The sequence below is a fragment of the Agaribacillus sp. DX54 genome, from assembly GCF_056858335.1.
Genome location: NZ_JBXEQE010000010.1, coordinates 175,240 through 200,592, shown reverse-complemented (window position 1 = coordinate 200,592; position 25,353 = coordinate 175,240). Strand labels below are relative to the sequence as shown.

Annotated in this window: 18 protein-coding genes and 1 pseudogene; 11 read left to right on the top strand and 8 right to left on the bottom strand. The window is 42.5% G+C overall.

The genetic code is table 11. The annotated features are described in order from the left end of the window. Together AC04NP_RS13430 and AC04NP_RS13425 are read left to right on the top strand one after the other, a co-directional pair. The coding region (locus AC04NP_RS13430) for a T9SS type B sorting domain-containing protein (protein ID WP_482860274.1) at positions 1-1,682 on the top strand (1,682 nt) is incomplete at its 5' end. Positions 1,683-1,700: 18 nt separating this feature from the next. Beyond that, a complete protein-coding gene (locus AC04NP_RS13425; protein ID WP_482860273.1) occupies positions 1,701-2,654 on the top strand; it encodes a PorP/SprF family type IX secretion system membrane protein in 954 nt (317 codons plus the stop codon). Between the two features lie 15 nt (positions 2,655-2,669). On the opposite strand, the gene AC04NP_RS13420 is transcribed toward AC04NP_RS13425, so the two are convergent. The 7 genes from AC04NP_RS13420 to AC04NP_RS13390 form a co-directional block, all read right to left on the bottom strand. Then, positions 2,670-3,551 carry a sterol desaturase family protein gene (locus AC04NP_RS13420; protein ID WP_482860272.1) on the bottom strand — a complete coding sequence of 294 codons (882 nt, stop codon included), beginning with the start codon at positions 3,549-3,551 and terminating at the stop codon, positions 2,670-2,672. A gap of 5 nt (positions 3,552-3,556) precedes the next feature. Next, the gene (locus AC04NP_RS13415) at positions 3,557-3,988 is read right to left on the bottom strand and encodes a hypothetical protein (protein WP_482860271.1); all 432 of its coding nucleotides are present in this window, start codon (positions 3,986-3,988) and stop codon (positions 3,557-3,559) included. 21 nt (positions 3,989-4,009) lie between these two features. Beyond that, positions 4,010-5,227 carry a sulfite oxidase gene (locus AC04NP_RS13410; protein WP_482860270.1) on the bottom strand — a complete coding sequence of 406 codons (1,218 nt, stop codon included), beginning with the start codon at positions 5,225-5,227 and terminating at the stop codon, positions 4,010-4,012. 212 nt (positions 5,228-5,439) lie between these two features. Beyond that, positions 5,440-6,600, bottom strand: a complete 1,161-nt coding sequence (locus AC04NP_RS13405) for a tetratricopeptide repeat protein (RefSeq protein WP_482860269.1) — start codon at positions 6,598-6,600, stop codon at positions 5,440-5,442. A 42-nt stretch (positions 6,601-6,642) separates the two neighbouring features. After that, the gene (gyrA, locus tag AC04NP_RS13400) at positions 6,643-9,153 is read right to left on the bottom strand and encodes a DNA gyrase subunit A (protein ID WP_482860268.1); all 2,511 of its coding nucleotides are present in this window, start codon (positions 9,151-9,153) and stop codon (positions 6,643-6,645) included. A 148-nt stretch (positions 9,154-9,301) separates the two neighbouring features. Next, positions 9,302-10,306, bottom strand: a complete 1,005-nt coding sequence (locus AC04NP_RS13395) for a hypothetical protein (RefSeq protein ID WP_482860267.1) — start codon at positions 10,304-10,306, stop codon at positions 9,302-9,304. A 48-nt stretch (positions 10,307-10,354) separates the two neighbouring features. Then, complete coding sequence (locus AC04NP_RS13390; RefSeq protein WP_482860266.1) at positions 10,355-10,963, bottom strand: hypothetical protein; 609 nt, start codon at positions 10,961-10,963, stop codon at positions 10,355-10,357. A gap of 620 nt (positions 10,964-11,583) precedes the next feature. Here AC04NP_RS13390 and AC04NP_RS13385 point away from each other — a divergent pair. The 4 genes from AC04NP_RS13385 to AC04NP_RS13370 all read left to right on the top strand — a co-directional run bounded on the left by AC04NP_RS13385 (position 11,584) and on the right by AC04NP_RS13370 (position 16,128). After that, positions 11,584-12,276 carry an ABC transporter ATP-binding protein gene (locus AC04NP_RS13385; protein ID WP_482860265.1) on the top strand — a complete coding sequence of 231 codons (693 nt, stop codon included), beginning with the start codon at positions 11,584-11,586 and terminating at the stop codon, positions 12,274-12,276. Next, on the top strand, positions 12,269-13,519 hold the full coding sequence (locus AC04NP_RS13380) for an ABC transporter permease (protein ID WP_482860264.1): 1,251 nt from the start codon (positions 12,269-12,271) through the stop codon (positions 13,517-13,519). Before AC04NP_RS13385 ends, AC04NP_RS13380 begins: the two co-directional genes overlap by 8 nt. Positions 13,520-13,760: 241 nt before the next feature. Then, positions 13,761-15,011: an ABC transporter permease gene (locus AC04NP_RS13375; RefSeq protein ID WP_482860263.1), complete on the top strand. Its 1,251-nt coding sequence runs from the start codon at positions 13,761-13,763 to the stop codon at positions 15,009-15,011. A gap of 43 nt (positions 15,012-15,054) precedes the next feature. After that, positions 15,055-16,128, top strand: a complete 1,074-nt coding sequence (locus tag AC04NP_RS13370; RefSeq protein WP_482860262.1) for an efflux RND transporter periplasmic adaptor subunit — start codon at positions 15,055-15,057, stop codon at positions 16,126-16,128. A 75-nt stretch (positions 16,129-16,203) separates the two neighbouring features. On the opposite strand, the gene AC04NP_RS13365 is transcribed toward AC04NP_RS13370, so the two are convergent. Further along, positions 16,204-16,689: a hypothetical protein gene (locus AC04NP_RS13365; RefSeq protein ID WP_482860261.1), complete on the bottom strand. Its 486-nt coding sequence runs from the start codon at positions 16,687-16,689 to the stop codon at positions 16,204-16,206. 325 nt (positions 16,690-17,014) lie between these two features. On the opposite strand from AC04NP_RS13365, the gene AC04NP_RS13360 reads away from it, so the two are divergent. The 5 genes and pseudogenes from AC04NP_RS13360 (at position 17,015) to AC04NP_RS13340 (ending at position 25,038) form a co-directional block, all read left to right on the top strand. Continuing rightward, entirely contained in the window at positions 17,015-19,909 is a 2,895-nt protein-coding gene (locus AC04NP_RS13360; protein ID WP_482860260.1) for a CHAT domain-containing protein, read from the top strand. A gap of 10 nt (positions 19,910-19,919) precedes the next feature. Beyond that, positions 19,920-20,273 carry an arsenate reductase family protein gene (locus tag AC04NP_RS13355; RefSeq protein ID WP_482860259.1) on the top strand — a complete coding sequence of 118 codons (354 nt, stop codon included), beginning with the start codon at positions 19,920-19,922 and terminating at the stop codon, positions 20,271-20,273. Positions 20,274-20,685: 412 nt separating this feature from the next. Further along, positions 20,686-21,930, top strand: coding sequence for a carboxypeptidase-like regulatory domain-containing protein (locus AC04NP_RS13350; RefSeq protein WP_482860258.1), 1,245 nt, complete (start codon positions 20,686-20,688; stop codon positions 21,928-21,930). Between the two features lie 39 nt (positions 21,931-21,969). Beyond that, positions 21,970-23,676 (top strand): annotated as a pseudogene (locus tag AC04NP_RS13345) (TonB-dependent receptor domain-containing protein); the annotation flags it as partial. Between the two features lie 18 nt (positions 23,677-23,694). After that, entirely contained in the window at positions 23,695-25,038 is a 1,344-nt protein-coding gene (locus tag AC04NP_RS13340; protein ID WP_482860257.1) for a RagB/SusD family nutrient uptake outer membrane protein, read from the top strand. Positions 25,039-25,353: the final 315 nt, after the last annotated feature.

Genomic DNA, 25,353 nt, shown 5'->3' with positions numbered 1-25,353 from the left:
CCCTCGCCGCCGGCACCTATTTTGTGCAGGCCATATCCAACAGCACAGGCTGTGCTACTTCATTGGTACAATTTGAAATCATGGATTTAACAGCGCTACCTGTGATTACGTTGGTCTCATTCACAAACCCGACCGTATGTGATCAGCCCAATGTACTAGGGGAGCTATCCGTGACCGCCGACGGAAGTACCAACACAACCGATTACACTTTTACCTGGTATGAAGGAACAGATGCCTCCGGCACACTCATCCCGGGTAACAATCCGGTAATCAATAATATCACTGCCGGAGGTAATTATTATCTGGAAGTTACCAATAACACCACCGGATGTATGTCAAGTGCCCAGTATACCCTGCTGACGGAGATCCAGGACATTCTTTTAAGTGCCAACGCCACTGATGTAACCAACTGTGTCAATCCTGACGGAACGTTGTTTGCGACCGTAACCAGTGGTAACAGTAATAATTACGATTACTTCTGGTACATAGGCAGCAGTGTCACTTCTACACCGGATTATACCGGAAAAAACGTTACTGGTCTCGATATGGGTGATTACACCATTGTAGCGGTTGATCAGGCGGATCCAAGTTGTACCTCGGTGCCCATCACCCTGACCATTGGTGATGGCAGAATGTATCCGGAACTGGAGCTGGTACCGGTTAATCCGGTTACGAATTGTGATGCATCAAGACCTAACGGCGCCGCCATCGCTACTGCCAATGGTACTGATATAGGCTTCACCTTTGACTGGTTTGTCGGTACGGGTATCAGTGGCTCGCCGTTCTATACCGGAAGTCAGGCCAATGGTCTCAGTGCCATTACTTATACGGTACTGGCTACCGACATAACTACTGGTTGTACCACCATCGAGCAAATTACAATCGACGAAAACTTTGATGAGATGCCTTTGCCTGATCCGGAAGTTATTTCTCATCAAACGAGTTGTACGACTGGTAATGGGGAAATGGCAGTATCGGTAGATGGCAATACGGTAGATTACATATTTACCTGGTACAGTGGCCAGGATACTTCAGTACCTGCTGTCTACACCGGCGATCTGTTCACCGGACCTGACCCGGGGTTTTATACGGTTACTGCCACGGATATCGGTTCAGGTTGTGTTTCGGAAGGGGTTACGATTGAATTGCTGGAAGAGCTCATCTATCCTGAATTCGACTTTGTGGTTAAAAATGCTGATTGTGGCGAAAACAACGGGTCCATTAAACTGGACCTCACCAGTCAGGTTATTTTGCAAAGTATTGAGTGGAATACACCGAACGGCGCAGTTTTCGGACCAAATCTGATTGGTTATCCCGCTGGTGAATATGAAGTCACCGTTACCACGGATTTAGGATGTACTACCACAAAATCGGTAGCCATTTTACCCAATATTACCCCCTATAATGGCATCTCCTTTAATGGTGATGGCCAGAATGATTTCTTTGTGGTTTCGTGTCTGGAATTATATCCCAATAATAAGGTAAAAATTTTCAACAGGGCAGGAACATTAGTATTCGAAACTGACGGTTACAATAACCTCGATAATATTTTTGATGGCACGGCCAATAAAGGTATCAGTTTATTGGGAAGTAAATTACCGTCAGGCACTTATTTTTATGTCATTGACAAGATGGATAATTCTGAAGCTGTTTCAGGATATCTGGAATTATTAAATGATTAGTATTCAGATTATTAGAAGATGATTAAGCTTTTCAGATATCTTATTTCCGTAGCGGTTGCTGTTATAGCGACCAGCAGCGGGGTTTCGGCCCAGCAAAGGGCCCTGTTGTCGCAGTATATTTTTGACGGCCTGATATTAAATCCGGCATATGCCGGAAGTCACGTACAATTGAGCACCACACTTACCTACCGTGATCAATGGATCAATTTTGAAGGCGCTCCTAAAACCCAGATGCTGAGTACGCACGTTGGGTTGCTGGACAATAAAATGGGGCTGGGTTTGGTAGTTGCCAACGATAAAATTGGCGTACATGAAGAGTTCAGCTTTTACGGAAGTTACGCGTACAAAATAAAATTTCCCACCGGAGGCATTCTTTCAATGGGATTACAGGCTGGTTTTAGTAACCGGACATCCAACTTCAACTTGTTGAACCTCAATGCCGTTAATGATCCTTTGTTTGCAGGCAGGGTCAATAAGCTGAATCCGAATTTCGGAACGGGTTTATACTACTATGAAAAGAACTTTTTTGTCGGGCTGTCAGTCCCGTTTATTTTATCCAACCGGATACTGCAGGACCGTGAAAACGAGATTATGCGAATTACGGAAAACCGGAATTATTATTTGTGGGGAGGGGTGATGTTGTATCTCAACAGGGATGAAAGCCTTAAATTAAAACCATCGGGCCTCATAAGGGCCCAGGACGGTGCACCGCTGAACTTTGACTTTACACTTGATTTTATTTTGTATGATGTCATAAGCATTGGCTCCAGTTATCGTAATATCGAAGGGATCGTTACTTATATCAATTTGAAAATTCTGGATAACCTTCATCTGGGTTACGGATATGACTGGACGCAATCTGACCTGCGGCAATTTTCAAATGGAACACATGAGTTTATGCTTAATTATCGGGTCAGGTTAAGAGGCATTCATCGACCGGTGGAATGTCCCTCGTATTATTCCATAAAATAAAAATTAAAATGGGGGTTAGGGGTTTTTGTTGTGTTTGAGGCCGTAGAGGTTTTGGGCGATGAATGTTTTGGGGAATTGGCCTACACCGGGAAATCCTAGTTTGATATTCCGGCCTTCGAAGGGAATGTAGTCAGTTTTAAACAGGTAATCCCAAAGGCTGAGGGTAATGCCGAAGTTGACGCCGTATCTCTTGTTTTCAGGCATAGTATAGGCATGGTGCCATATGTGCATTTGTGGATTGTTAAATATATATTTCAAGGGCCCCAAATTGACCTTTATGTTACTATGATTGAAGTGCCCCACAGCCAGGGTAAAAATATGAATGATAAAAAAGTCACGTAATCCGATACCGATCAATGCCAAAGGAAGATACTCGATGCTGCGGTATACAACATTTTCCATCCAGTGATATCTTAAATGGGCGGCAAAACCCATTTGTTCCACAGAGTGATGTACCTTATGGAACTCCCATAACCAGGGCACCCTGTGTAATAGCCTGTGAACCCACCATTGTACAAAATCACGTACCACAAATCCAATGAGTAAATGCGTCCAGGCTGGCCACAACATTACCTTAAAAGCCACCGGGTTTTTGATACCGATAGCGGCAAAAGCATCATTAAAAAGGTTGACCACCACATCGGAAGCAGCATTGTAAATGATCAAAGAAAACAAGAAAAAGTTAAAAAACATGTAAAAGAAATCAAGCCAAAAGTCTTTTCTGAATTTGGCCTGGTCTTTTCGCCAGGGAGTGAAAACTTCCAATGCAAAGAAAAATGCAGAAACACCGATCAGCCAGTAAAAATAGTTATGCCATCCGGGATCGGTGACCTCCTTCCAAAGGTACTTCGCATAACCTGTATAGCCATTGACGAATATTTCAATGTATTTTTCCATAGGGCTCATTCCTGTAATTCATACCACTCGATTGTTGTTAAAGGCGACCTCCGCCCAACCTTACCCGGTGCATAGTATCTGGCCAGGTAATCGAGAATGATTGGTTCATTTTCCCCCAAATCCCACAGATTCTGCGTTTTCTGCATCCATAAGATGGTCTCCTTCCAGGTAGTACGGCTGGCTCTGTTTTGAGTAATCAATTTACTGGAGTGGCATCCGAGGCAGTTGGTTTTAACCAGGTTAAACCCGGGGCCAATCACCAAACCGGTTTCAGGATCAACTGGTTTAACCGGCTGCAAGGGATCTTTTGCCGATACATTTTCAGTTAGCTCATTTTGCCGTTTTTCCTTAATGTTGCGCAGATCTGTCAGATAGCTGATCAGCAATATAGCCGCTATTAAAACACCGGCGATCATAAAAAATGTTTTCTTACCCATTTTTAGTAGGCTAAATGCCTGTCATATTACTTTTACCGCTATTCGATGGCAGGCATTGTTTAAATAACCCTTTGGATTCCAGCCTGGCAGAACCATCGGCTGTGATTGATCATTTTCATCGGTTGCCCTCGCCCAAACCTCATAATAACCTTTTTCAGGAAAACTGACCGAGGCGGTCCACCGCTGCCAGGCTAACCTGTTTTTGGGTGGTTTCAGGTCACATCTGTGCCAGGTCGATCCAAAATCTATAGAATAGTGCATTTTACTGACTTTCAACTCCCCGGCCCACGCGTGTCCACGGATGTTCAAAACGTCGGTATTCAATAAAGCACCGGATTTAGGAAAGGTGATCAGGGATTTAACAGGCATAGACTCAATGATACACATGTCGCCGTCATCTACCTTGGCACCGGGTGCTACCGGTTCGCAGGGAACTCTGTAGGATTGACCGCCCATTTTAGCTCCGTCGTGGACTTTATCCCTGACAACCAGCCGGTTAATCCATTTTCCTGAAGCTGAAGCGGGCCACCCTCCTGCCACCAGGCGAAGCGGATACCCATGTACGAGGGGGATCGGTTGTCCATTCATTTCGTAGGCTATCAAGGTTTCATCCTGCATGGCCTTTGCCAAAGGGATGCCCCTGGAAATAGGATTTTTCCCCCGATCGCCGCTGAGGTGAATATCTGTTCCGTAATAGCCAATATACACAGCATTTGGTTTTATCCCGGCATCCTGCAAAAGATCCTTTAGCCTTAACCCTTTCCAGGCTGCGCAGGATACCGCACCAACGGTCCATTGATTACCTTTGGCCGGTGGGTTAAACTCACTCCTTCCATTACCACCACACTCTAATGTAAGTTGATAAGTATAAGGCTTGAACTGATTTTTTAAGGTATTCAACGAGTAAGATTTCGGAGTGACCACAGACTCTCCCTCAACAGTCAGTTTCCAGTTATCAGGATCCGTAATGTCAGGAACAATGCCGTTATTTCTGATAAACATTTTGTCTGCAGGCGTGACTTCATCATCCAAAAGGTGGGCCCGGGCCTCCATGTTCCAGGGCTTGTCGTTGAGAACAACCATATCACCGTGCTTTCCAAATAATTCATACGGATCGTTCTGTTGCGCCAACAGGGGGATATATGAGCCGGGTATTTTCGAAGCAAATACCACCTTGGCACCAACCATGGAAGATAAAGTGCTAATAGAGGCATTTTTAAGAAAACTTCTTCTTTTCATACCTGTAATTTAAGTTTTTCAAACGAAAAAAGGAGAATAAATAGATATTCTCCTTTACAAAAGTGCAACCAACACACTTTATTTTACCTCGCACTTAAACAATGAAGTGAAATTGTCTTCCTTAGTATTTAAAGATGATCAGAATTTTGTAAAACCGGAAATTATTCTTGTTAAAAAGCCCTCTTTTACACATTTCTTTTCTATTTACTCATCTACTTTTGTTCAGCGCCTCCTCCAAGGGCAGCAATCTTGCCCTGCACTTCTTCCACTTTGTCAAATTTCTTCAATCGTTTATAGATCAGTTCGAGGTTTTCCAAAACCAAGGTATCGTTTGGATTAATCTCATGTGCTTTTTCAAAATAGGGAACTGCCTCCTCAAATTTTGCATTGGCTTCATCAATATACTTTTGTCCCTCTTTCTGGTAGGTTTTCAGGTCCATTTCATTGGCAATCTTTAATTTTTCCGCCGCCTGGTTAAAATTGATAACTGCCAGGTTGAACACGGCATCAAAATAATCAGGCTTCAGTTCAACCGCTTTTTTGTATAACTCGTAAGATTTGTCAGTTTCTCCTACCTGATCATATAAAAAGGCAAGATTATAGTGCAGATTGGGATTGCTGGGTTCTCTTTCGATGGCCTCCGTCAATTTTTGTGTGGCCTCTTCTACGCGTTCGGTGATAATCAGCACATTGATCTCTTCTGTCATTAAATCTTTATCTTCCGGATACAACTCCCTGGCTTCCTTGATATAGGTCAAAGCCTTATCATTATCCTTATGATGGGCCCTTTGAATATAAATCAGCGATTTATACATGTCAGGGCTGGCATAATTAACTTCTTTTAATTGGTTGTAATACTTTTCGGCAGCATCGAATTTTTTATCCTGCTGTGCGGTAATGGCGGCATAGATCAGTCCCGTTGTATCTTTTGGTTTGACCATGACGGTTTTGGAAAAGGCTTCCAGGGCACCTGCAAAATCACCTTTTTGGTAAAGATCTGCTCCCTGATTTAAAAAGTTACCCCAGATGGTCTCAATCCTTTGGGTAGTTTGAAAATGCAGGACGGAGCTTTCTTTCTCCATACTCAGGGTTTTTTGGTAGGCTTCCAGGGACTGTTCCAGGGCATCGGGGGCCAACGCTTTGTAGTCAGCGTTATCGGAAAAGGCAATTGACTCGTATACCAGGCCCTTGGTATACCAGGTTTTTCCTTTTTCCTTGGTTTTTTCGTGAACAATCGCCTCATCGATATATTGTTTAGCCTTGTCCAGTTCTCCTTTGGTCTGTGCAGTACTGGCCTTCGTTACTGCTGAATTTTGAGCATGGGTGGCCAAGGCGAACATGCTCAAAATCAAAATGAATGTTAAGTTCTTCATAGTTCTGTAATTTCAGTTAACAAAAAGGTACGTCTTATGTTTTTAGTCGTTTGAAGTATTTTCCCGCTGACTGTCAGCATCGTTGTTTCCTTCTCCAATATCATCTTCTCCATTTATTTTCTCAATTTTTTCTACAGATGAGATCTCATCGTTATCATTCAGCCTAATCAACCTTACTCCTTGTGTGGCGCGGCCCATTACCCTCAAATTACTTACTTCCAGCCTGATAGTGATCCCCGATTTATTAATAATCATCAGATCGTCACTGTCTACCACTTCCTTTATAGCCACTAAATTACCAGTTTTCTCCGTAATATTTAGGGTTTTTACCCCTTTTCCACCTCTTTTTGTGATTCTATACTCATCGATGGAAGATCTTTTACCATATCCCTTCTCAGAAACAACCAGCAGGTTGGCATCTTCTCTCGAGACACAAACCATGCCAACCACCTTTTCCCGGTCTTTCTCGATTTTGATGCCACGTACCCCGGCAGCAGTACGACCCATCGGCCTCACATCACTCTCATGGAAGTGAATGGCCCTGCCCGAATTCAGAGCGATTACGATATGATCGTCACCGTTGGTGAGCCTGGTTTCCAGCAATTTATCACCTTCATTAATAGTGATAGCGTTGATCCCATTTTGTCTGGGACGCGAGTAGGCCTCCAGGGATGTCTTTTTGATGGTTCCGTTAGCCGTACACATAATGATGAAATTATTGTTGATATAATCTTCATCACTTAAACTCTTCACATTGATCACAGCCCTGACGCTGTCCCCACTTTCAATGTTAATCAGGTTCTGAATGGCCCTGCCTTTGGCGGTTTTTCCTCCCTCGGGTATTCCCCAAACCTTTTTCCAATACACTTTTCCAAATTCCGTGAAAATCAACAGATAGTTATGTGTGAACGCCGTAAATAAATGTTCTGTGAAATCTTCACTTTTGCTCGAAGCGCCCCGTGAGCCGACGCCTCCCCTGCCCTGTATCCTGTACTGCGTCAGGGAAGTCCTTTTAATGTAACCCTCATGCGATATGGTAATAACCATTTCTTCATTCGGAATCATATCTTCCACCGTGAAATCATCCGCGCTGTGCTCTATGTCTGTCCTTCTTGCATCACCATAGCGATCTTTCAGAGCTACCAGTTCGTCCTTAATAATCTGCATTCTCAGATCCTCATTTTCCAGGATTTCCTTTAATTTCGTGATCAGCGCTTTTATTTCTTCATATTCTTTTTCAATTTTCTCTCTCTCAAGACCTGTAAGCCTTTGCAGACGCATTTCGAGAATAGCTTTCGCCTGAATGTCTGAAAGCTTAAACTGATCCATAAGCGCCGTTTTAGCAATTTCGGGATCACGTGAACCACGGATCAGATTGATGATCTCATCGATGTTGTCCAGGGCGATCAGATAGCCTTCGAGTATATGGGCCCTTCTTTCGGCCTCGTCAAGATCAAACTGAGTCCTGCGTACTACTACCTCATGCCGGTGATCCACGTAGTGTTTGATCAGATCTTTTAAGTTAAGGGTTTGAGGCCTTCCCTTGACCAGGGCTACATTGTTAACTCCAAAACTGGATTGCAGTTGTGTGTATTTATAAAGATTGTTTAAAACAATATTGGGGATGGCATCTTTTTTAAGGTCATAGACAACTCTCAGCCCTTTTCTGTCTGACTCGTCCCTGATATCAGAGATACCCTCGATTTTCTTTTCGTTGACCAAACCAGCGGTTTTCTCGATCATACTGGCTTTGTTGACCATGTAGGGGATTTCCGAAACAATAATTTGCTCTTTACCGGCTTTGGTGGTTTCAAAAGAGGCTTTGGCCCTTAGCACTACCCTACCCCTTCCGGTTTCGAAGGCAGACCTGACACCATGGTAACCGTATATGGTACCGCCCGTTGGAAAGTCCGGAGCGGTGATGTACTCCATTAATTCCGCTATGGTTATCTCATTATTGTCTATGTAACCACAAATCCCGTCTACTACCTCGCCTAAATTATGGGGGGCCATGTTGGTCGCCATGCCTACAGCTATTCCCGACGAACCATTGAGTAACAGGTTAGGCAGCTTGCCCGGCAGCACGCTGGGCTCCTTGGTGGAATCATCATAATTAGGTTGAAAATCAACCGTATTTTTGTTAATATCATTAATCAGTTCATCACATACCCTTCTTAATCTTGCTTCTGTATATCGCATGGCCGCAGGTGAGTCCCCGTCAATGGATCCAAAGTTGCCCTGACCGTCGACCAGCGGATACCTTAGCGACCAATCCTGGGCCATCCTTACCAATGTATCATATACCGCAGTATCGCCATGGGGGTGGTATTTACCCAACACATCACCCACAATTCTGGCACACTTTTTATAGGGTTTATTATAGGTTACCCCCAACTCATCCATACCATATATGATGCGACGGTGCACGGGTTTCAACCCATCCCGCACGTCAGGCAATGCCCTGGAAACAATCACCGACATTGAATAGTCGATGTAAGCCCCGCGCATTTCATCTTCAATATTAATAGGGATGATATTTTCTCCTTCAGCCATAGATTTTTTAATCTAATATAGGTTTTAAAAATTGCTCCGCAAGTTACACAAAAATTTTAATCCCACATATATAAAACTTCGAGGAATTTGACCTTTTAGAGGATTGTATATGGCAACCGGATACAGAAATGTTTTTAACCGGATTTACTTAAAGTCTTCTTTTATTTTTGCCCTTGTACCTGAATAATTGCGGATAATTCTCTCCGTAATTGGGGTTTTGTTTTTTGTAAAAAGGGTGGCGCCTGCTCCTGTATTCCTTGCCGCCGTGAACATGATTGATTTGTATGTGACAGGATTTGATAGGACATCGTCTTAACTCGGGTATGCTATAACTTGCCCCTAGGGAAACATAAGGAGTCACCATTTTATGTTGCAGGGCAATCTCGGTATCAGGAAAGTTAATGGTATAGTTTTTTAATTCTATAGAAGGTCTCAAAGTAACCCTGAAATACTCAGACAGGTGCCGTTCAATTGAAACACCGACGTCAAAGAATAAACCTTTTTGAATCAATTCGGAGTTATAATCATTGCCCAGATTAAAAGAGCCTGCCCGGACTTCAGCCACATAGGAAAGGTTTCTGAAGGCTAAAAACCGGTAGCCTGCCAGGCCAAAGAAACGCCGGTGAAGGGTTGTGCCAAAATTCGATTCATAAGTTCCCAGCGTATCACCTGATTTAGGTCCAACGCGGCTGATGTTATGAAACTCAAAGGTGGCGCCACCTCCTATTCGAAACCTTTCTTTAATGGTATAATGAAGGGATAGGGTTATTGGCATGTTATTGCCACGCCCCACCATCCTGAGTGTTGTCGAGTCCGAGCTCACCAGCCTGTCATCTTCATTAAATGTGGTATTGATTAGCTGTGGGTCATTGAGCCAGTAACGGTAAGCTGAAATGGGATTGTCGACGCCTGGATTCACATCGTCAGTAAGCAATAGCGCCCCGTTATTTCTTAAAATAGCCAACTGTGGAATGTCGTGCGTATAAAAGGTGCGTCCATAACCAATTTGAAAGTTAAATGAAAAATTAGTCATGAACTTTCTAAATGGACTGGTTTGCGGTTCTATCCCATCAGGGTTGAAGCCCATATCCTGGGCCAATAACCCCTGCCCGGTGAAAAACACACACCAAAATACAAAAATCCTTTTAGACATTAACACTGTTTACATTTATCCAATATATAGAACTGGAATATGCCAATTTTATTTTACATCAAATGTGGCACAAAACATTTTGAATATGGTAAAATGTTCCAAATCCAGCTTTTTACCAATGAACAAAATCTTATCATATTCAACGGCGCTGATTTTTCTTTCAATGGTAATCGCATCTTCTTCCGTAAGGAAAAAGGCTTTTAAATATTTGACGAAAATATAAGGCGTTTTCATAACCAGGTGATGAAATTCTTCAGACGGGAGGTTTTCCTCTTCTTTTTTTAGCAATAAGTGGTCTTTTTCGAAAGTTTGATACATGACGGACTTAACTGCCTCCAGAAACTCGTCTTCCCATTTATCATAACTATTAATAAGTAAATTCATCGCGTGTACAACCGGATCTTTTCTGAGGAAAGTTCCTCCCCTTGAAAACTTTCTTGCTTTTTTATTTAAACTTAGTTCCTCAAAGAGACTGATACTGCCATTGGACAAAGCCAAGCCAACATGGGGAGTCAATAAAACTAAAGCCAGAAAATCGTGATTATTCATTTTATAAAGTGGCGACTCCGCTTTCAAAAACCTGTTCTTTAATGCCGATACTCCCTCTTTTATGGATGGATCTTCAATTATAGTGGCTATTTCATATTCCGTAATCATGACCCGTTTCTTATATTAATCGTTTCTGATTGTTACTTTTTATCCACGCACTTTATTCATAAGCTCCTGACTATCTTACGCTTAGATGTGCTCTAATTGAGTTGACAGTAAATCTGCGGCTAAGATATAAAAAACCCCATAAATTATTATTTAAAGAGTCGTCACAATTAATACATGTGAGATTTTAGCAGAGATTAAAATAGTTTTCAACCCATAACCGTTATTTGTATTCCTTAAGGGGTAAGAATGAACAAGATAATCACAACGGCCATCATTATAAAAAGCTTTAATATTGACATGATTTATAGGTACTTTTGCAATGGGATTTAGCTTTTATGGATTTCGTACAGAAAAGTAACCCCTACTTTTCGCTTATGCAGGCACGAATAATGCGGTCACGATTAATTTTAGCCGGCAAGCAACCTTTTTCCGTTAAAAAGAATCTATTAAAAGTAGGCTGTATTCAAACAAAGAGTGTTCTCAGACGTACACTTAATTGTTTCATTTTCGAACATAAAAAGATGAATTTTACCATAATTTAATATTTAAATATCTGTTTATCAATTACTTATAACAATGGCATGAAAATAGAGCCTTTGCCAAACGTTGAATAAAAATTCATGATCAAATTAAAAAATGTTCACAAATCATATAAGGTGGGACAACAGCCCTTGCATGTCCTGAAGGGTATTGATATGCATGTAAAAGAGGGGGAATTTGTATCCATTATGGGCTCTTCGGGCTCCGGAAAATCTACACTTTTGAATGTCATCGGTATACTTGATGACTATGATTCCGGTGAATATATACTGGCGGATACACCTATTAAAAATCTCAAAGAAAGTAAGGCCGCCTATTATCGCAACCGGTTTCTGGGTTTTGTATTTCAGTCGTTCAACTTGCTGAATTTTAAAAATGCCATGGAGAATGTGGCGTTGCCACTATACTATCAGAAGGTCAGTCGTAAAAAGCGCAATAACCTGGCACTCGAATACCTCGACAAAGTTGGCTTAAGAGACAGGGCGGATCATTTTCCGGGTGAACTGTCAGGTGGACAAAAGCAAAGAGTGGCCATAGCCAGGGCATTGATTTCAGATCCGAAAGTGATATTGGCAGACGAACCAACAGGCGCACTGGACAGCCAGACTTCGCTGGAGGTGATGGCATTGTTTCAAGCGGTGAATAAGTCCGGAAAAACCATTGTAGTGGTTACCCATGAAAATGATGTAGCTGACAAAACCGACCGCATCATCCGATTACATGACGGTGTAATTATGGATAAATCCCCTGCAAACCAAAAAACCTATGTTTGACCTCGACAAGTGGCAGGAAATATTTTATACCATTAACAAAAACAGGCTCCGGTCATTTATTACGGCTTTTAATGTAGCCTGGGGGATATTCATTTTAATTATTCTCATGGGATTCGGAGCAGGTTTCCAGAATGGTGTGAAGCACCAATTTGAAGACGATGCGGTAAATAGTATTTTCATCAACGGCGGCCAGACCAGCGAGGCCTACAAAGGCATGCAGCCAGGCAAAAGGATTCGCTTTACCAATGAGGATTATCAGGCCATCATAGACCGGGTAAAGGGCGTGGAATATATCACCGGAAGATATTATGTAACCGGTGAATTTACCGTTCGATATGAAGACAAATATTCTTCCTTCAACATCAGGGCGGTGCATCCGGATCATTTGTATTTAGAAAAAAGTATTATAGTCAGCGGCCGCTATATCAATGATAAAGATATAGCAGAAAAGAGAAAAGTCACTTCCATCGGTACTAAAGTAGTTAAAGTGCTGTTTGGCAACATTAACCCTATCGGAAAATACATAACAGTTAACGGTATTAAATACAAAGTAGTCGGCGTTTTTAATGACGAGGGAAGTGAGAATGAAACCAAAGTAATCTATGTGCCCATTTCTACGGCCCAGGTGGCTTATGGAGGGAGTAACCGGATTCACAGGCTAATGCTGACAGTGGGTGACGCCAATGCGGCCCAGAGCCTCGATATACAAAATGAAATACACAAGCTACTGGCAGAAAAACACGTATTTTCAATGGACGATAAAAGGGCGGTAAGTATTTTCAATTTGTTGGAAGAATATGAAAAATGGATGGGTGTCTTTGATGGCATTCGTTTCTTTCTGGCTTTTGTGGGTATTTTCACCCTGGTAGCCGGTATTGTAGGTGTCAGCAATATCATGTTAATTGTAGTCAAAGAGCGAACCCGTGAGGTAGGCGTACGCAAGGCAATCGGCGCCACACCACGCTCCATAATCGGGCTGTTCCTGATGGAGGCGTTGTTTATTACGCTTTGCAGCGGATATGTAGGTATGATCGGTGGCATGTTGTTTTTGGAGTCCGGTTGGCTGTCCAACCTTATGGCGCTTTTTGGTTTCCCGATGAATTTTTTCATTGATCCCAGCGTCAATTTTAATAATGCCATTGCTGCTACGATTATTCTGGCACTGAGCGGGACGCTGGCAGGATACTTTCCAGCGAGGAAGGCGGCGAAAATACCGCCGATTGTGGCGTTGAGGGATGAGTGATTATTAATTGACAATTTTTGGTGGGGTGATTGGATGTTGAGGTGGTGGCATTGTGGGATGGTTGAATTTTGGAGTGGTAAGGCGGGGGGGGGATGTTTTTTTGCTTTGATTATTGAGCGTGGATGTTGGGGATGGATTGTTGGGTAGGGTGAGCGGTAGTGGGTGGTTGGATTGGTGATTAGGGGGAATAGATTAGCGGACAGGGATTATTGGAGGATGTAGTTAATTTATTATAAGTAATATGTTTGATTACGATAAATGGCAGGAGATTTTTGGGACGATCAGGAAAAACAAGCTGAGAACGATTCTCACTATGCTGGGAATTTTTTGGGGAATCTTTATGATAATTATATTGCTGGGAGCGGGGAACAGTTTCCAGGATGGGGTCAGCAAGGATTTTGGACAGTGGGCCACTAACAGTGGTTTTATCTGGGGGCAGAAAACGACCGTATCACACAATGGTTTCAGGCCGGGCCGCTATGTAAGGTTTGATAATTCGGATACTGAGTTGATTTTGAGTAGAGTGAGGGAAATTCTGTACCTGGCACCGAGAAACAGGTTGGGAGGATTCCGGGGTGGCAATAATGTTACCCGTAACAATAAGGCTGGTGCTTTCACCGTGAACGGGGACTTCCCTGAATTTAACAAAATTCAAATTCATCAGATTTCAAATGGCCGGTTCATCAATGAAAAAGATATCAAAGATTTTAGAAAAGTAGCGGTTATTGGATTAAATGTAAAAAACATACTTTTTGAGGAGGATGAGGACCCGGTAGGTGAATACATTACTATACAGAAGGTGAACTTTCAGGTAGTGGGCGTTATTAAACCGATCAAATCGGATGGGGAAGACGAAGACCAAAATACCATTCATGTTCCATTCACCACCTTTCAGCGATCTTTTAATTATGGGGATGAGGTTGGCTGGTATGCCTACACCATCGAGGATCGGTTTAAGGTGAGTGAGGTCGAAGCCAAAATTTTAACTTTCTTAAAGGAAAAAAACGATCTAAGCCCTCTTGATGAAGACGCTATTGGTCATTTCAACCTTCAAGAGGAGTTTGATGAGATAAATGGTATGTTTAATGGGCTGAAGTATTTTACATGGTTTGTAGGTTTGAGTACCCTTTTTGCCGGAATTATCGGTGTAAGTAACATTATGCTGATCATAGTGAAAGAGAGGACCAAGGAAATCGGCATCAGAAAATCACTCGGCGCCACACCGGGATCCATCATTTCTTTAATTATACAGGAATCGGTATTTCTCACTTTAATTGGGGGGTATTTTGCCTTGATTGTTGCCTTGCTACTGTTGGAACTGGTGGGAAATTTAATCCCTGAGGGTGAAGTTTTCGCGGCACCTTCAGTCAGCCTGTCAGTGGCTTTCGGGGCGTTGGGATTGTTGGTGATCGGTGGTGCCATGGCTGGAATCTTACCTGCTAAAAAAGCCGCATCGATTAGCCCGATTGAAGCGATTCGTAATGAATTATAGACTAGGATAATAAGTACAAAAGGAAAAAAATCAAAATAGTATCATGAAAAAAGCGATCAGAGCCATTCTTATACTCATTGTTATTGGCAGCCTCGGCTTTCTGGGTTTCTTTGTATATCAAAAAACCGATATGCCGGGTCAGGTATTTGAAATCGACTCAACATTTGTAACAAATATTGAAAGAAAAACAGTAGCCACCGGTGCAATTAATCCCAGAAAAGAGATTGAGATAAAATCACAGGTATCGGGAGTCGTTGAAAAGCTGTTTGTGGAGCCTGGTGATAACATTAAGGCGGGACAATTGATCGGCAAAATCAGAATCATACCGGATGTGGTGGCTTTAAACAATGCCGAAGCTAATCTGAAAGAAGCAATCATTAATTTTAAAAATGCAGAGAAGGAGCTCAACCGGCAGAAGCAACTATTTTCCGAAAGGGTCATTTCTGAATTTGATTACAATCAATTTCTGCTTACCTACAATCTCAACAGGCAACAAGTAGATGCGGCGGAAAGTAACCTGCAGTTAATTAAAGAGGGCGCTTCAAAAAAATCGGGAGCAGTGTCCAATTTGGTGAGATCTACCGTGGCCGGAATGATATTGGACGTGCCGGTCAAGGAAGGCAATTTTGTCATTGAAACCAACACTTTCAATGACGGTACTACCATCGCTTCCGTAGCCGATATGAATGAAATGATTTTTGAAGGAAAGGTGGATGAAGCTGAGGTAGGAAAACTGGTAGAAGGAATGGCGCTAAAACTCACGGTTGGAGCCCTGGATTCAGTAGAATTCGTGGCCAACCTCGAATACATATCCCCTAAAGGTCTGGAGGAAGAAGGTGCCATTCAGTTCGAAGTCCGGGCGGCCGTAGACCTCCTGACTGATCAGTTTCTGCGTGCTGGCTACAGTGCTAATGCCGACATTGTCCTGGAAAGAAAAGACAGTGTCCTGGCCATCAAAGAAAGCAATATTACCTTCGAAGACGATAAAACTTATGTAGAACTGATGGTGGGCGAACAAGAATTCGAAAAGCGCGAAATCAAAACAGGCCTGTCTGACGGCATCAACATAGAAATCCTCTCCGGACTAACCAAAAACGACCTCATCAAACAAATCTAAGTCGAGTTTGAGTTGGAGTGTGAGTGTGGGTGTGAGGAGATAAAGAACATGCTCACACTCACACTCCAACTCAACTCATCCTTCGGCGCCTTTTAGGCTGGCAACGATTTGATCATATTTTGCCTTGAGGTCGGCGTTGGATGAAAGTTCACTTCTTATTTTCTTGTAAAGTTTTCCGTTATCTCCTATCATTTTGGTAGCTAGTTCCTGGTTGACTGTTTTGATCGCATCAATGCGCTCACTTTGTTTCTTAGCCACTAATTCCATAAACTTAATCTCGAATTCTTTCGCTCCCATTTCCTCATACTTGCCTTTATCACCTTTGGCTTTCTGCAATTCTTTAAACCTTTTGCCCGTCATACCCTCCTGACTTTTGATCATGCCATTAACCATTACACTGATGTCTTTTTTCATGAGGTCTACCACCTCGTTCAATAAGGCATATTTTCTTAAATCTTCATCTGTGATTTCCTGATCCTGAGCTTTTAACTGGGAAAAACTAGCAATGCTAAGTACAAGAAATGTTAAAAAAATCCATTTTGCGTTCTTTGATACGTTCATTTTCTTCGATAAGTTATTATGATCAATTGTTTAGATAAAATCAAACAGAAATAAACTACTAATTTAGTTTTATTCCAAGAAAATATGTATTTAATTCATGATAAATCCCTAAATTTTGTTTAAATCATCTGATAGGTAACAAATTTAGACAAAAATAGTTCATTCTGATAGAAAACCGGGTAATGACCACGATATCTTAACCAAAACTATGAATACCGACAGATAAAAGCCTTACACCCATTTTTTTTTTGATGGGATAATGGAATGAATTTAATATATTACCTTCACATTTTAAACCAAAAATCCATACGGGTAATTGCAACTTATGCAGACAGGTTGTCAGGTCCTCAAAATTGGGACATTTTTATGGTTTTTGATGGCCGGTTTTGAGCTAATGGCTCAAAAAGATTCATCCACGGCATCAATTCAACAATTCGCATTGACCGCCACAAATTTTGAGGCGCAGCAGATGTTTGACAGTGCGGTCTATTACCATTACAAGGTGGCAGGCTTGTATTATCAAAATGATCAGTTGTATGAATATATCAATTCCTTTAACAACATTGCAGACCTATTTATAAAACAAGGAAAATATGATGAGGCCGTTAAATGGCTGGACAGCGCCTATCACAAACCGGTTTCTTCATTTCGAAATGAAGATGAACGGCTGGCCCTCCTGGAATGGCACCTGTTTAAAGCTTATGCCAATGAGCAACTCGGTGATTTAGTCTCGGCGCGTACGATTTATGAGTCTGCGAAATTAAAGCTGGTAAACAACGGCAACTATGAAGACTTTTACGTCGGTAAATTTTTGTACCAACCGCTGGGAAACATCTGCGCAAGGCTGGGTGACCATAAAGAGGCTATTAAGCTCCTTAAAAGATTCAAAGAGATAAGTGTTCGTTATGGTGACAACAATGCGGCAGCACAGGCCGCTAATGATTTGAGTATCATTTACAGGGCATTAAATCAGCGTAATTTGGCAATTGAAGAGTACCGGTCCGTCCTGGAACTCCCTCAACTTGGAAAATCAACTCAGGGGCTCATGAAAGTCAACTTAGCCGCTGCTTATTATGAAGATAAAAAACTCAGGCCGGCGATGATCAACGCCAATGAGGCTGTTGAAATATTTGAGCGCATCATCAACAACGGTGATACAACATCCCAAAACCGGGATAATTTGTCCCGGGCCTATCACTTGTCCGGGGTTATCTACACAGGCCGCGGACAATTCGGTGTAGCAGTCAGGTATTTTCAACAATCACTAAAAATGGCCATACTCGCCAGCGAAACCACCAAAAATCCGCAAATTGCCAAAATATACAATGGCATGGGGGAGCTTTTTCTGAAGCAAAACCAACCGGAACAGTCACTCAGGTATTTCCATGAAGCTTTGAAGGCTGTGGTACCTGATTTTGATGAATCCGATCCGGAAATAAATCCTGAAACCAGTCAATTATATTCGGAAAACAGCATTTTTGAGGCTATAGATGGCAAATTCAGGGCTTTTAAACTGTGGTACAGCCAGTCATCCGAGCCCAGGTACTTAAACCTGGCCCTCGCCAATCACCAGCTAACAAGCGCAGTGGAAAAGATGTTGACGACGAACTTCCGGCGTGAGTTTTCCATGCTGTTGTTATTGGCAAAAAGCCGTTTAAGAAGTGAACAAGCTTTGGAGATTGTTTACCAGTTATACGAAATCGACAAGGAAGCGATCTACATGGAAGAGGCTTTACAAATCATGGAAAACCATAAGGCGATGAGGCTTTTAGAGTCGGTAAAACACCTTAAAATCAAGGATTTTGCTCACATTCCCAATTGGCTTTTGAGCAAAGAGCTGCAGCTAAAATCTATGAAAAGCGACTATCAGAAGCAGTTATCGACGCATAAGCTCCTGTCAAACAAAGACAGTTCCCTGATGGCACAGATGCAAGACAAAATACATCGTGCAGATAACGATTTACACATAATTGAAGAGAGGTTAAAAGAAGAATTTCCGAACTATTACAAGCTAAAGCATGCTTATACAACATCAGCAAGCACAGGTGATCTAACGAAGTTAGCGGCTGACAAAAACAGCAGCCTTATAACGTATTTTGTAGGAGAAAAGGCCATCTATAGCCTGCTCATAGACAGTAACAGTGCCAGGTTTGTCAGAATAGAAAAGGAAGCATCTTTTGAAGACCGCGTATGGAAGTTGATTGACCTGGCGCATGGTAAAGATATAGAGACCCAAAGCCCTCGGGATTTGGGAAAACTCGCCGGCTTCGTTTACAAAAAACTGATCGGTCCATTGAAAATAGATAAAAAAACTGAAAACCTTGTGATCATTCCTGACGGTGTACTCGAGTATCTTTCATTTGATATTTTAATGTCGGAAAAAGAAATTAACAATTTGAATTATAGGAAATTGCCTTATCTAATTAAAAGTCATGCTTTAAGTTATGCTTTTTCAGCAAATGTACTACTCCAAAACCAGGGCTACCAGGCGCAACCCAATGAAAAGCAGGCATTTTTAGGTATAGCTCCCATTTACCGGGAAAGTAGCCGGTTCGCTTATTTGCCATTGAGCAAAAGTGAGGTTGAAAGCATACGGGACCGGTTGGACGGGGAAGTGCTGTTGGCACAGGAGGCAACCAAAGCAAAATTCAAGTCCATGGGACCGGATTACAGGATATTACATATCTCGTCTCATACAGGAACCCATGATAGTTTACCGCTTTACTCATGGATCGGTTTCAGTGACATATCATCTCAAAACGGGGATCATTACAAGTTGTATCTTTCAGATTTGTATGGTATGGATCTTGGCGCTGAGCTGGTGGTGTTAAGTATCCATGGAACGGAAAGTAGCGCTTTTTCAGGAGGCGAAAGCCTTATGAACCTCGCCCGGAGCTTTGCCTATGCCGGTTGTCAAAGCGTGGTAACCACCTTATGGCCTGTACATGACAGTACTATGGTCAAAATAATGGAAAATTTCTACCGATTCCTCCAAAAAGGACAAAATAAGGCTGAAGCCTTAAGAAATGCAAAACTGGCTTACGTGAATAGTGACGCTGACAATGCACTTTATGCACATCCGTTTTATTGGACAGCCACCATGCTGGTAGGCAACACAGATCCGGTTTATGAAAAAAATAATTACACCATTTTTATGTGGATATTAATACCCTTTTTAATTTTGGCTGTCGTTGTTTTAATTTATGTAAAAAAGAAGTAATCCGGTAAATATGGCCAACAAAGTATATTATCTTTCAACCTGCACCACCTGCAAAAGGATCATGGGGGAATTGCCCCTGGGAGGTTTTGAAAAACAGGATATCAAGACCCAACCCATCACTGAAGCACAAATTGAAGAGATGAAAGCGTTAGCAGGCAGTTATGAGGCATTATTCAGCCGTGTAGCCATGAAATACAAAGCCTGGGGGCTCAGGGATAAAAACCTTACGGAAGAAGACTATAAAAAATACATGCTGGAGGAATATACTTTCTTAAAACGACCGGTTTTTATCGTTGACAATCAAATTTTTATCGGTAATTCAAAAAAAAATATCGAGGCATTAAGGATGTCTTTAATGGAGTAGCCCAATTTACTTTAACCCGTTTTGGGGTTTAAGGCATTAAACCTGTTTCTCCACGCAGTCATAGTATGGCGATCACACCATACATCTCTTCACAAGCTATGCCTGGCAAGTTAACAAATTCCGGTACCAGGCATAAATTTTAATGACTTTTGGTATACAATAAGTGAACATTTCCAAAACTAAGGAACTTTGTATAGCTAACACCGTACTAATGGTTAGTTTTTACAAAACGTGTACCTGAACCTGGTCAAAACCCGTTAACACCCTTTCAGCCAATCATTTAAATCATAAGATATCCCTTGTTTCAGGGTATAACTTTACTTCCATAATTATGATAGATTAGATATTAATGTCATTGAGCTAATAATTATTCTTCAATAATAAATATTCTTCAACCTAACCCATTGCTAACATGAAAAACCTATATCTGTATTATCTTATCATTTTACTTACGGCCATTTATGGAACCAAGGCCTGGGCACAACAAGTCACCGTAAGTGGCAAAGTATTAGACAAAATCAGCAACGAAACCTTGGCTGGTGTTAATGTGATCATCAAAGGCAGCACGGCCGGAGTGATTACCGACGCCGATGGAAATTTCAGTCTTGTCGTGGACGACCCTGACGGCATTTTAATATTTTCCTACATCGGCTATTTGACGCAGGAAATACCTCTTTCCAATGTATCCTCTCCATTCAATGTAATGATGGAAGAAGATGTCGCAAGATTGGAGGAAGTGGTAATTACAGGGTTAGCCAGTACAGTCAAAAGAAGTAACCTGGCCAATGCGGTCTCCACCGTTTCGGCCAAGGACCTGACGGGCTCGACAAACCCTCAGACGCTTGATGGCGCGTTGTATGGTAAATTAACCGGTGCCAACATAGTAGCCAATTCCGGTGCGCCCGGAGGAGGTATATCCATGAGGCTGCGGGGAGTAACCACCATTAATGGCAGCTCGGAACCATTGTACATTATTGACGGGGTGTATATAGACAACTCTGCGGTTTCTCCCGGCACCAATAATGCTTCTTTATCCAGAACCAATGGAGAAATAGCAGACGAACAAGACAACGCTGCTAACAGAATTGCCGATCTGGATCCGAATGATATCGAAAGCATTGAAATACTTAAAGGGGCTTCAGCCGCTGCAATTTATGGCGCCAGGGCCAATGCAGGGGTAGTGATCATTATCACCAAAAGAGGGAAAGAGGGAAAAACGAACATTAACTTTTCCCAGGACATTGGGTTTACCTCCATATTAAACAGCCTGGGACAGCGTACCTTCACCGAAGCTAACGTACCTGCGGCACAACTGGAAGCCTTCAGGGCAGCCAGGGACAATGGCAGGCTTATAGACTATGAGGATGAATTATACGGTGAAACCGGTATTTTATCCAATACCAGAATCAGCGCCACAGGCGGCACGGAAAAAACCAAGTTTTATGTTGGTGCCTCTATCGCAGATGAGGAAGGAATCGTGAAGGGCACCGGCTTTGAAAGGCGAACTGTAAGAGCCAACATAGACCATAAAATTTCAGAGGCATTTGAATTCGGCGTTTCTACCAACTTCATCAACTCATCGGCAGACCGTTCACTTACCAATAATGACAATGCAGGTGTTTCAATAGGTATTTCTTTGGTGAACACCCCACCATGAGCTGATTTATTTCCGGATGAAGATGGCAACTACCCCAACAATCCTTTTGCCTCATCCAATTTTCTCCAAACCCGGGATCTGTCTACGGTAAATTCCACCACTAACAGATTTATCGGCGGGGGCAAATTAAATATCAACCTGATACGGCAGCGTAACACCTTCCTGAAACTGCAATTAAATGGAGGCATAGACAGTTACACCACCGAAACAAAGGTACATTTTCCTGAAATCCTGCAATGGCAAATCGCGGGTGCCTCCGCTACCAACGGATTCTTTTCAAGAGGTGATCACAACTTTCTGAATGTAAACACATCAGCGATCCTGGTATTCAATACAGGTATTTCCGATTGGGATTTGACCTCGCAACTGGGAACTGCCAGACTATTATTTCAACAAGAACGATCCACCACGCAGGCCACGCAACTGATTGGCGGTCAAACCAATCTGGAGCAGGCGGGATCAATCAATGTTTTCAACAGGGAACTGGAAACTGAAGACGTCGGCTATTTCTTTCAGCAAGAGGCCAATTGGGGCGACAAAATTATACTGGCAGCAGGTATCCGTGCTGATAAGTCATCTCTGAATGGTGATCCTAATAAATTGTTTGGCTACCCTAAATTTTCTGCCGCCGGTAACCTGCATAATTTTGATCTCTTTAACACCAACGTAATCAGCCAACTGAAAGTAAGGGCGGCTTATGGTGAATCAGGCGGAGTGCCGACTCCTGATCCTGTTGACCTGCAACAACCGGCCTTCACCATTTTTGAAGGTGCAAACATTGACGGAAATGCCGGTTCTTTGATAGGCCGGACACGAGGCAATAGTGAAATCAGGCCTGAGCGGTCTAAGGAATTTGAAACGGGGCTTGATTTGGGTTTTTTTAACAATACAATCACCCTGCAGGCTACCTATTACAACCGCCTGGTAGATGATTTGATCCTGCGGGCGGAAGTTCCCACCTCGTCGGGTTTTGAATTCAGAAATATCAATGGCGGCAGATTGCGAAATCAAGGGGTTGAACTCGGTATCGAGGCCTCTCCTATCAACCAGGCCAAAGTTCAGTGGAATTCCAAAGTGAATTTTTGGCTGAACCGGTCAGAGGTTGAAAGACTCGATGTACCGGCCTTTGACGCGCCAAACGGTGGTTTTGCCAGCTTCCTGGGAATATTCAGAATTCAGGAGGGATCTTCAGCTACTCAAATTGTCGGCCCCTCTCCGGCGGCAGATGGTGAAACTAAAATAGGTGATTCGGAACCTGATTTTCAATTATCCTGGTTCAATAATGTTATCTTTTTTAAACGGTTTGAATTCTCCATGCTTTGGCATTGGAAAGAAGGAGGCGATAACATAAACCTCACCAACCTGTTGGCAGATTTTGCCGGCACTACGCATGACTTCGATGATGATGACAATGGCGACGGTGTGGTCAATGGTCAGGAAAGAATAAATGCTTTTACCGACAGAAACAACGCAACTGTGTTTATCGAAGATGCTACCTATCTTAAAATCAGGGAAGTATCGCTTTACTATACGCTCCCTGCCAGTCTTTTGAAGACTATTTTCAACGGTAGTGTTGAAAGAGTCAGGGTTGGGGTTTCCGGAAATAATCTGTTACTTTTCTCCGGTTATAACAGCTATGATCCGGAAGTTTCAAACTTCGGCAGTAACAGCATCTCGACCGGTGTTGAAGTAGCCCCCTTCCCTTCTTCGAGACGGGTGTTTTTCCATCTTAACATAGGCTTTTAATTCTTAATGCGTAAAAAAATGAAACGATATAAAAATATCATAACCATCGTATTGATACTTTCATCAATTATGGCCTGCGAAATCAGCGACCAAATGGATCCCAACAGTCCATCGTTGGGCGGGGTATTGGAAAATGCCAATAGCGCACAGTTAAACAACCAGGTATTCGGAACACTTTCCGAAATGAGAACCGACCTTCAGATCTATTTTGATAATGTAGGGATTATAGGCAGGGAGTATTACAGATTTTCGGGCTCAGACCCCAGGTTTGTATCAGATCTGTTAGGACAGGGAGGCGGGGCCCTGGACGATAATGCCTTTTATACTACCAGAAACTATTTTGCCCGGTACCGGGCCATAAAAAATGCCAATATTCTGATAGAAGCTGTCAATAGTACCAACGCCGACATTAGTGACGAAGAAAAAAACGGTTATTTGGGTTTTGCCAGAACCATCATTGCCCATGAATTACTGATGAATTTGAATGTTCAGTATGAAAACGGCATTAGGATTGATGTGGCAGATCCCGATAACCTGGGGGCTTTTGTCTCCAAAGATGAAGCATTTACCGCCATCGCTTCACTATTAGATGAGGCTAACAATGAATTAAACGCGGCTGGTGACGAGTTTCTTTTTACCTTGAGTTCAGGTTTTACGAACTTTACTGCCCCTTCAACCTTTAACCAATTTAACCGGGGATTGGCAGCAAGAGTGGCCGTTTACCGTGGCAACTATGCAGAGGCCCTGACCATTATCGGGGATTCTTTTTTTGATATGAGCGGGGATTTTGATAACGGTGTCTTTTACTCATATTCCACCAGCAGCGGTGACCAGTTAAATCAACTGTTTATAGGCTTTAATGCCACCGGAGATATCAGAGCAGCGCGGGAAGAATGGGTCGATGAGGCAGAACCGGGAGATACCAGATTATCTAAAGTCGCTTTGAGGGATATCGACGACCCTGATGTGGGGCCCGCTACACAGGCAGGGCTGAGTAGCGACTATGATGTTAATCGATACCAATCTCAAACAGATGCGATCCCCATGATAAGAAATGAAGAGTTAATCCTGATCTACGCAGAAGCCAACATCCGGGAAAACAGATTCACTGAGGCGTTGAATGCCCTGAACCTGATCAGAAATACGCATGGTTTGAATAATTTTTCAGGTACGGTCGATCAACCGTCATTGATCGATGAGATGCTGAAACAAAGAAGGTATTCCCTGTGGTTTGAAGGTCATCGTTGGATTGATTTAAGAAGATATGGAAGACTGGATGAATTACCCATTGACAGGGCCGGTGATATTGTACATTTGCAATTTCCCAGACCTGATCCCGAAATCGGCCAGCAGGTAGGCTAGGACCTCACGGGAAGTATAACTATCCGATTAAGTAAGCCATTGTTAAACGTGATTTACTACAACACGCGTTTAGCAATGGCTTTTTAAATAGCCCGCCGAGGTATTTCAAAAATTAATGCTCTTTATAAACGGCAAAACTCTATCTCTCCACACATCAGGCATATGGATAGGCTGATGTTAAAAAGCAGATATGTTTGTTATAAAAGCCTTTCTTTCCCTAAGGTTTGTATAACTATTTGTTTTCATGAATATTAACTGCAAAAAGCTGAACTGTTCATTGTACATGCCAATTTAGACTGCTCAAGTGAGTCGGGA

Excerpts from the sequence above, each read along its gene's own strand:
- AC04NP_RS13370 (WP_482860262.1), top strand. The coding sequence starts at position 15,055 with ATGAAAAAAGCGATCAGAGCCATTCTTATACTCATTGTTATTGGCAGC.
- AC04NP_RS13410 (WP_482860270.1), bottom strand. The coding sequence starts at position 5,227 with ATGAAAAGAAGAAGTTTTCTTAAAAATGCCTCTATTAGCACTTTATCT.
- AC04NP_RS13380 (WP_482860264.1), top strand. The coding sequence starts at position 12,269 with ATGTTTGACCTCGACAAGTGGCAGGAAATATTTTATACCATTAACAAA.
- AC04NP_RS13395 (WP_482860267.1), bottom strand. The coding sequence starts at position 10,306 with ATGTCTAAAAGGATTTTTGTATTTTGGTGTGTGTTTTTCACCGGGCAG.
- AC04NP_RS13360 (WP_482860260.1), top strand. The coding sequence starts at position 17,015 with ATGCAGACAGGTTGTCAGGTCCTCAAAATTGGGACATTTTTATGGTTT.
- gyrA (WP_482860268.1), bottom strand. The coding sequence starts at position 9,153 with ATGGCTGAAGGAGAAAATATCATCCCTATTAATATTGAAGATGAAATG.
- AC04NP_RS13385 (WP_482860265.1), top strand. The coding sequence starts at position 11,584 with ATGATCAAATTAAAAAATGTTCACAAATCATATAAGGTGGGACAACAG.
- AC04NP_RS13375 (WP_482860263.1), top strand. The coding sequence starts at position 13,761 with ATGTTTGATTACGATAAATGGCAGGAGATTTTTGGGACGATCAGGAAA.
- AC04NP_RS13355 (WP_482860259.1), top strand. The coding sequence starts at position 19,920 with ATGGCCAACAAAGTATATTATCTTTCAACCTGCACCACCTGCAAAAGG.
- AC04NP_RS13405 (WP_482860269.1), bottom strand. The coding sequence starts at position 6,600 with ATGAAGAACTTAACATTCATTTTGATTTTGAGCATGTTCGCCTTGGCC.
- AC04NP_RS13365 (WP_482860261.1), bottom strand. The coding sequence starts at position 16,689 with ATGAACGTATCAAAGAACGCAAAATGGATTTTTTTAACATTTCTTGTA.
- AC04NP_RS13340 (WP_482860257.1), top strand. The coding sequence starts at position 23,695 with ATGAAACGATATAAAAATATCATAACCATCGTATTGATACTTTCATCA.
- AC04NP_RS13350 (WP_482860258.1), top strand. The coding sequence starts at position 20,686 with ATGAAAAACCTATATCTGTATTATCTTATCATTTTACTTACGGCCATT.
- AC04NP_RS13390 (WP_482860266.1), bottom strand. The coding sequence starts at position 10,963 with ATGATTACGGAATATGAAATAGCCACTATAATTGAAGATCCATCCATA.
- AC04NP_RS13415 (WP_482860271.1), bottom strand. The coding sequence starts at position 3,988 with ATGGGTAAGAAAACATTTTTTATGATCGCCGGTGTTTTAATAGCGGCT.
- AC04NP_RS13425 (WP_482860273.1), top strand. The coding sequence starts at position 1,701 with ATGATTAAGCTTTTCAGATATCTTATTTCCGTAGCGGTTGCTGTTATA.
- AC04NP_RS13420 (WP_482860272.1), bottom strand. The coding sequence starts at position 3,551 with ATGGAAAAATACATTGAAATATTCGTCAATGGCTATACAGGTTATGCG.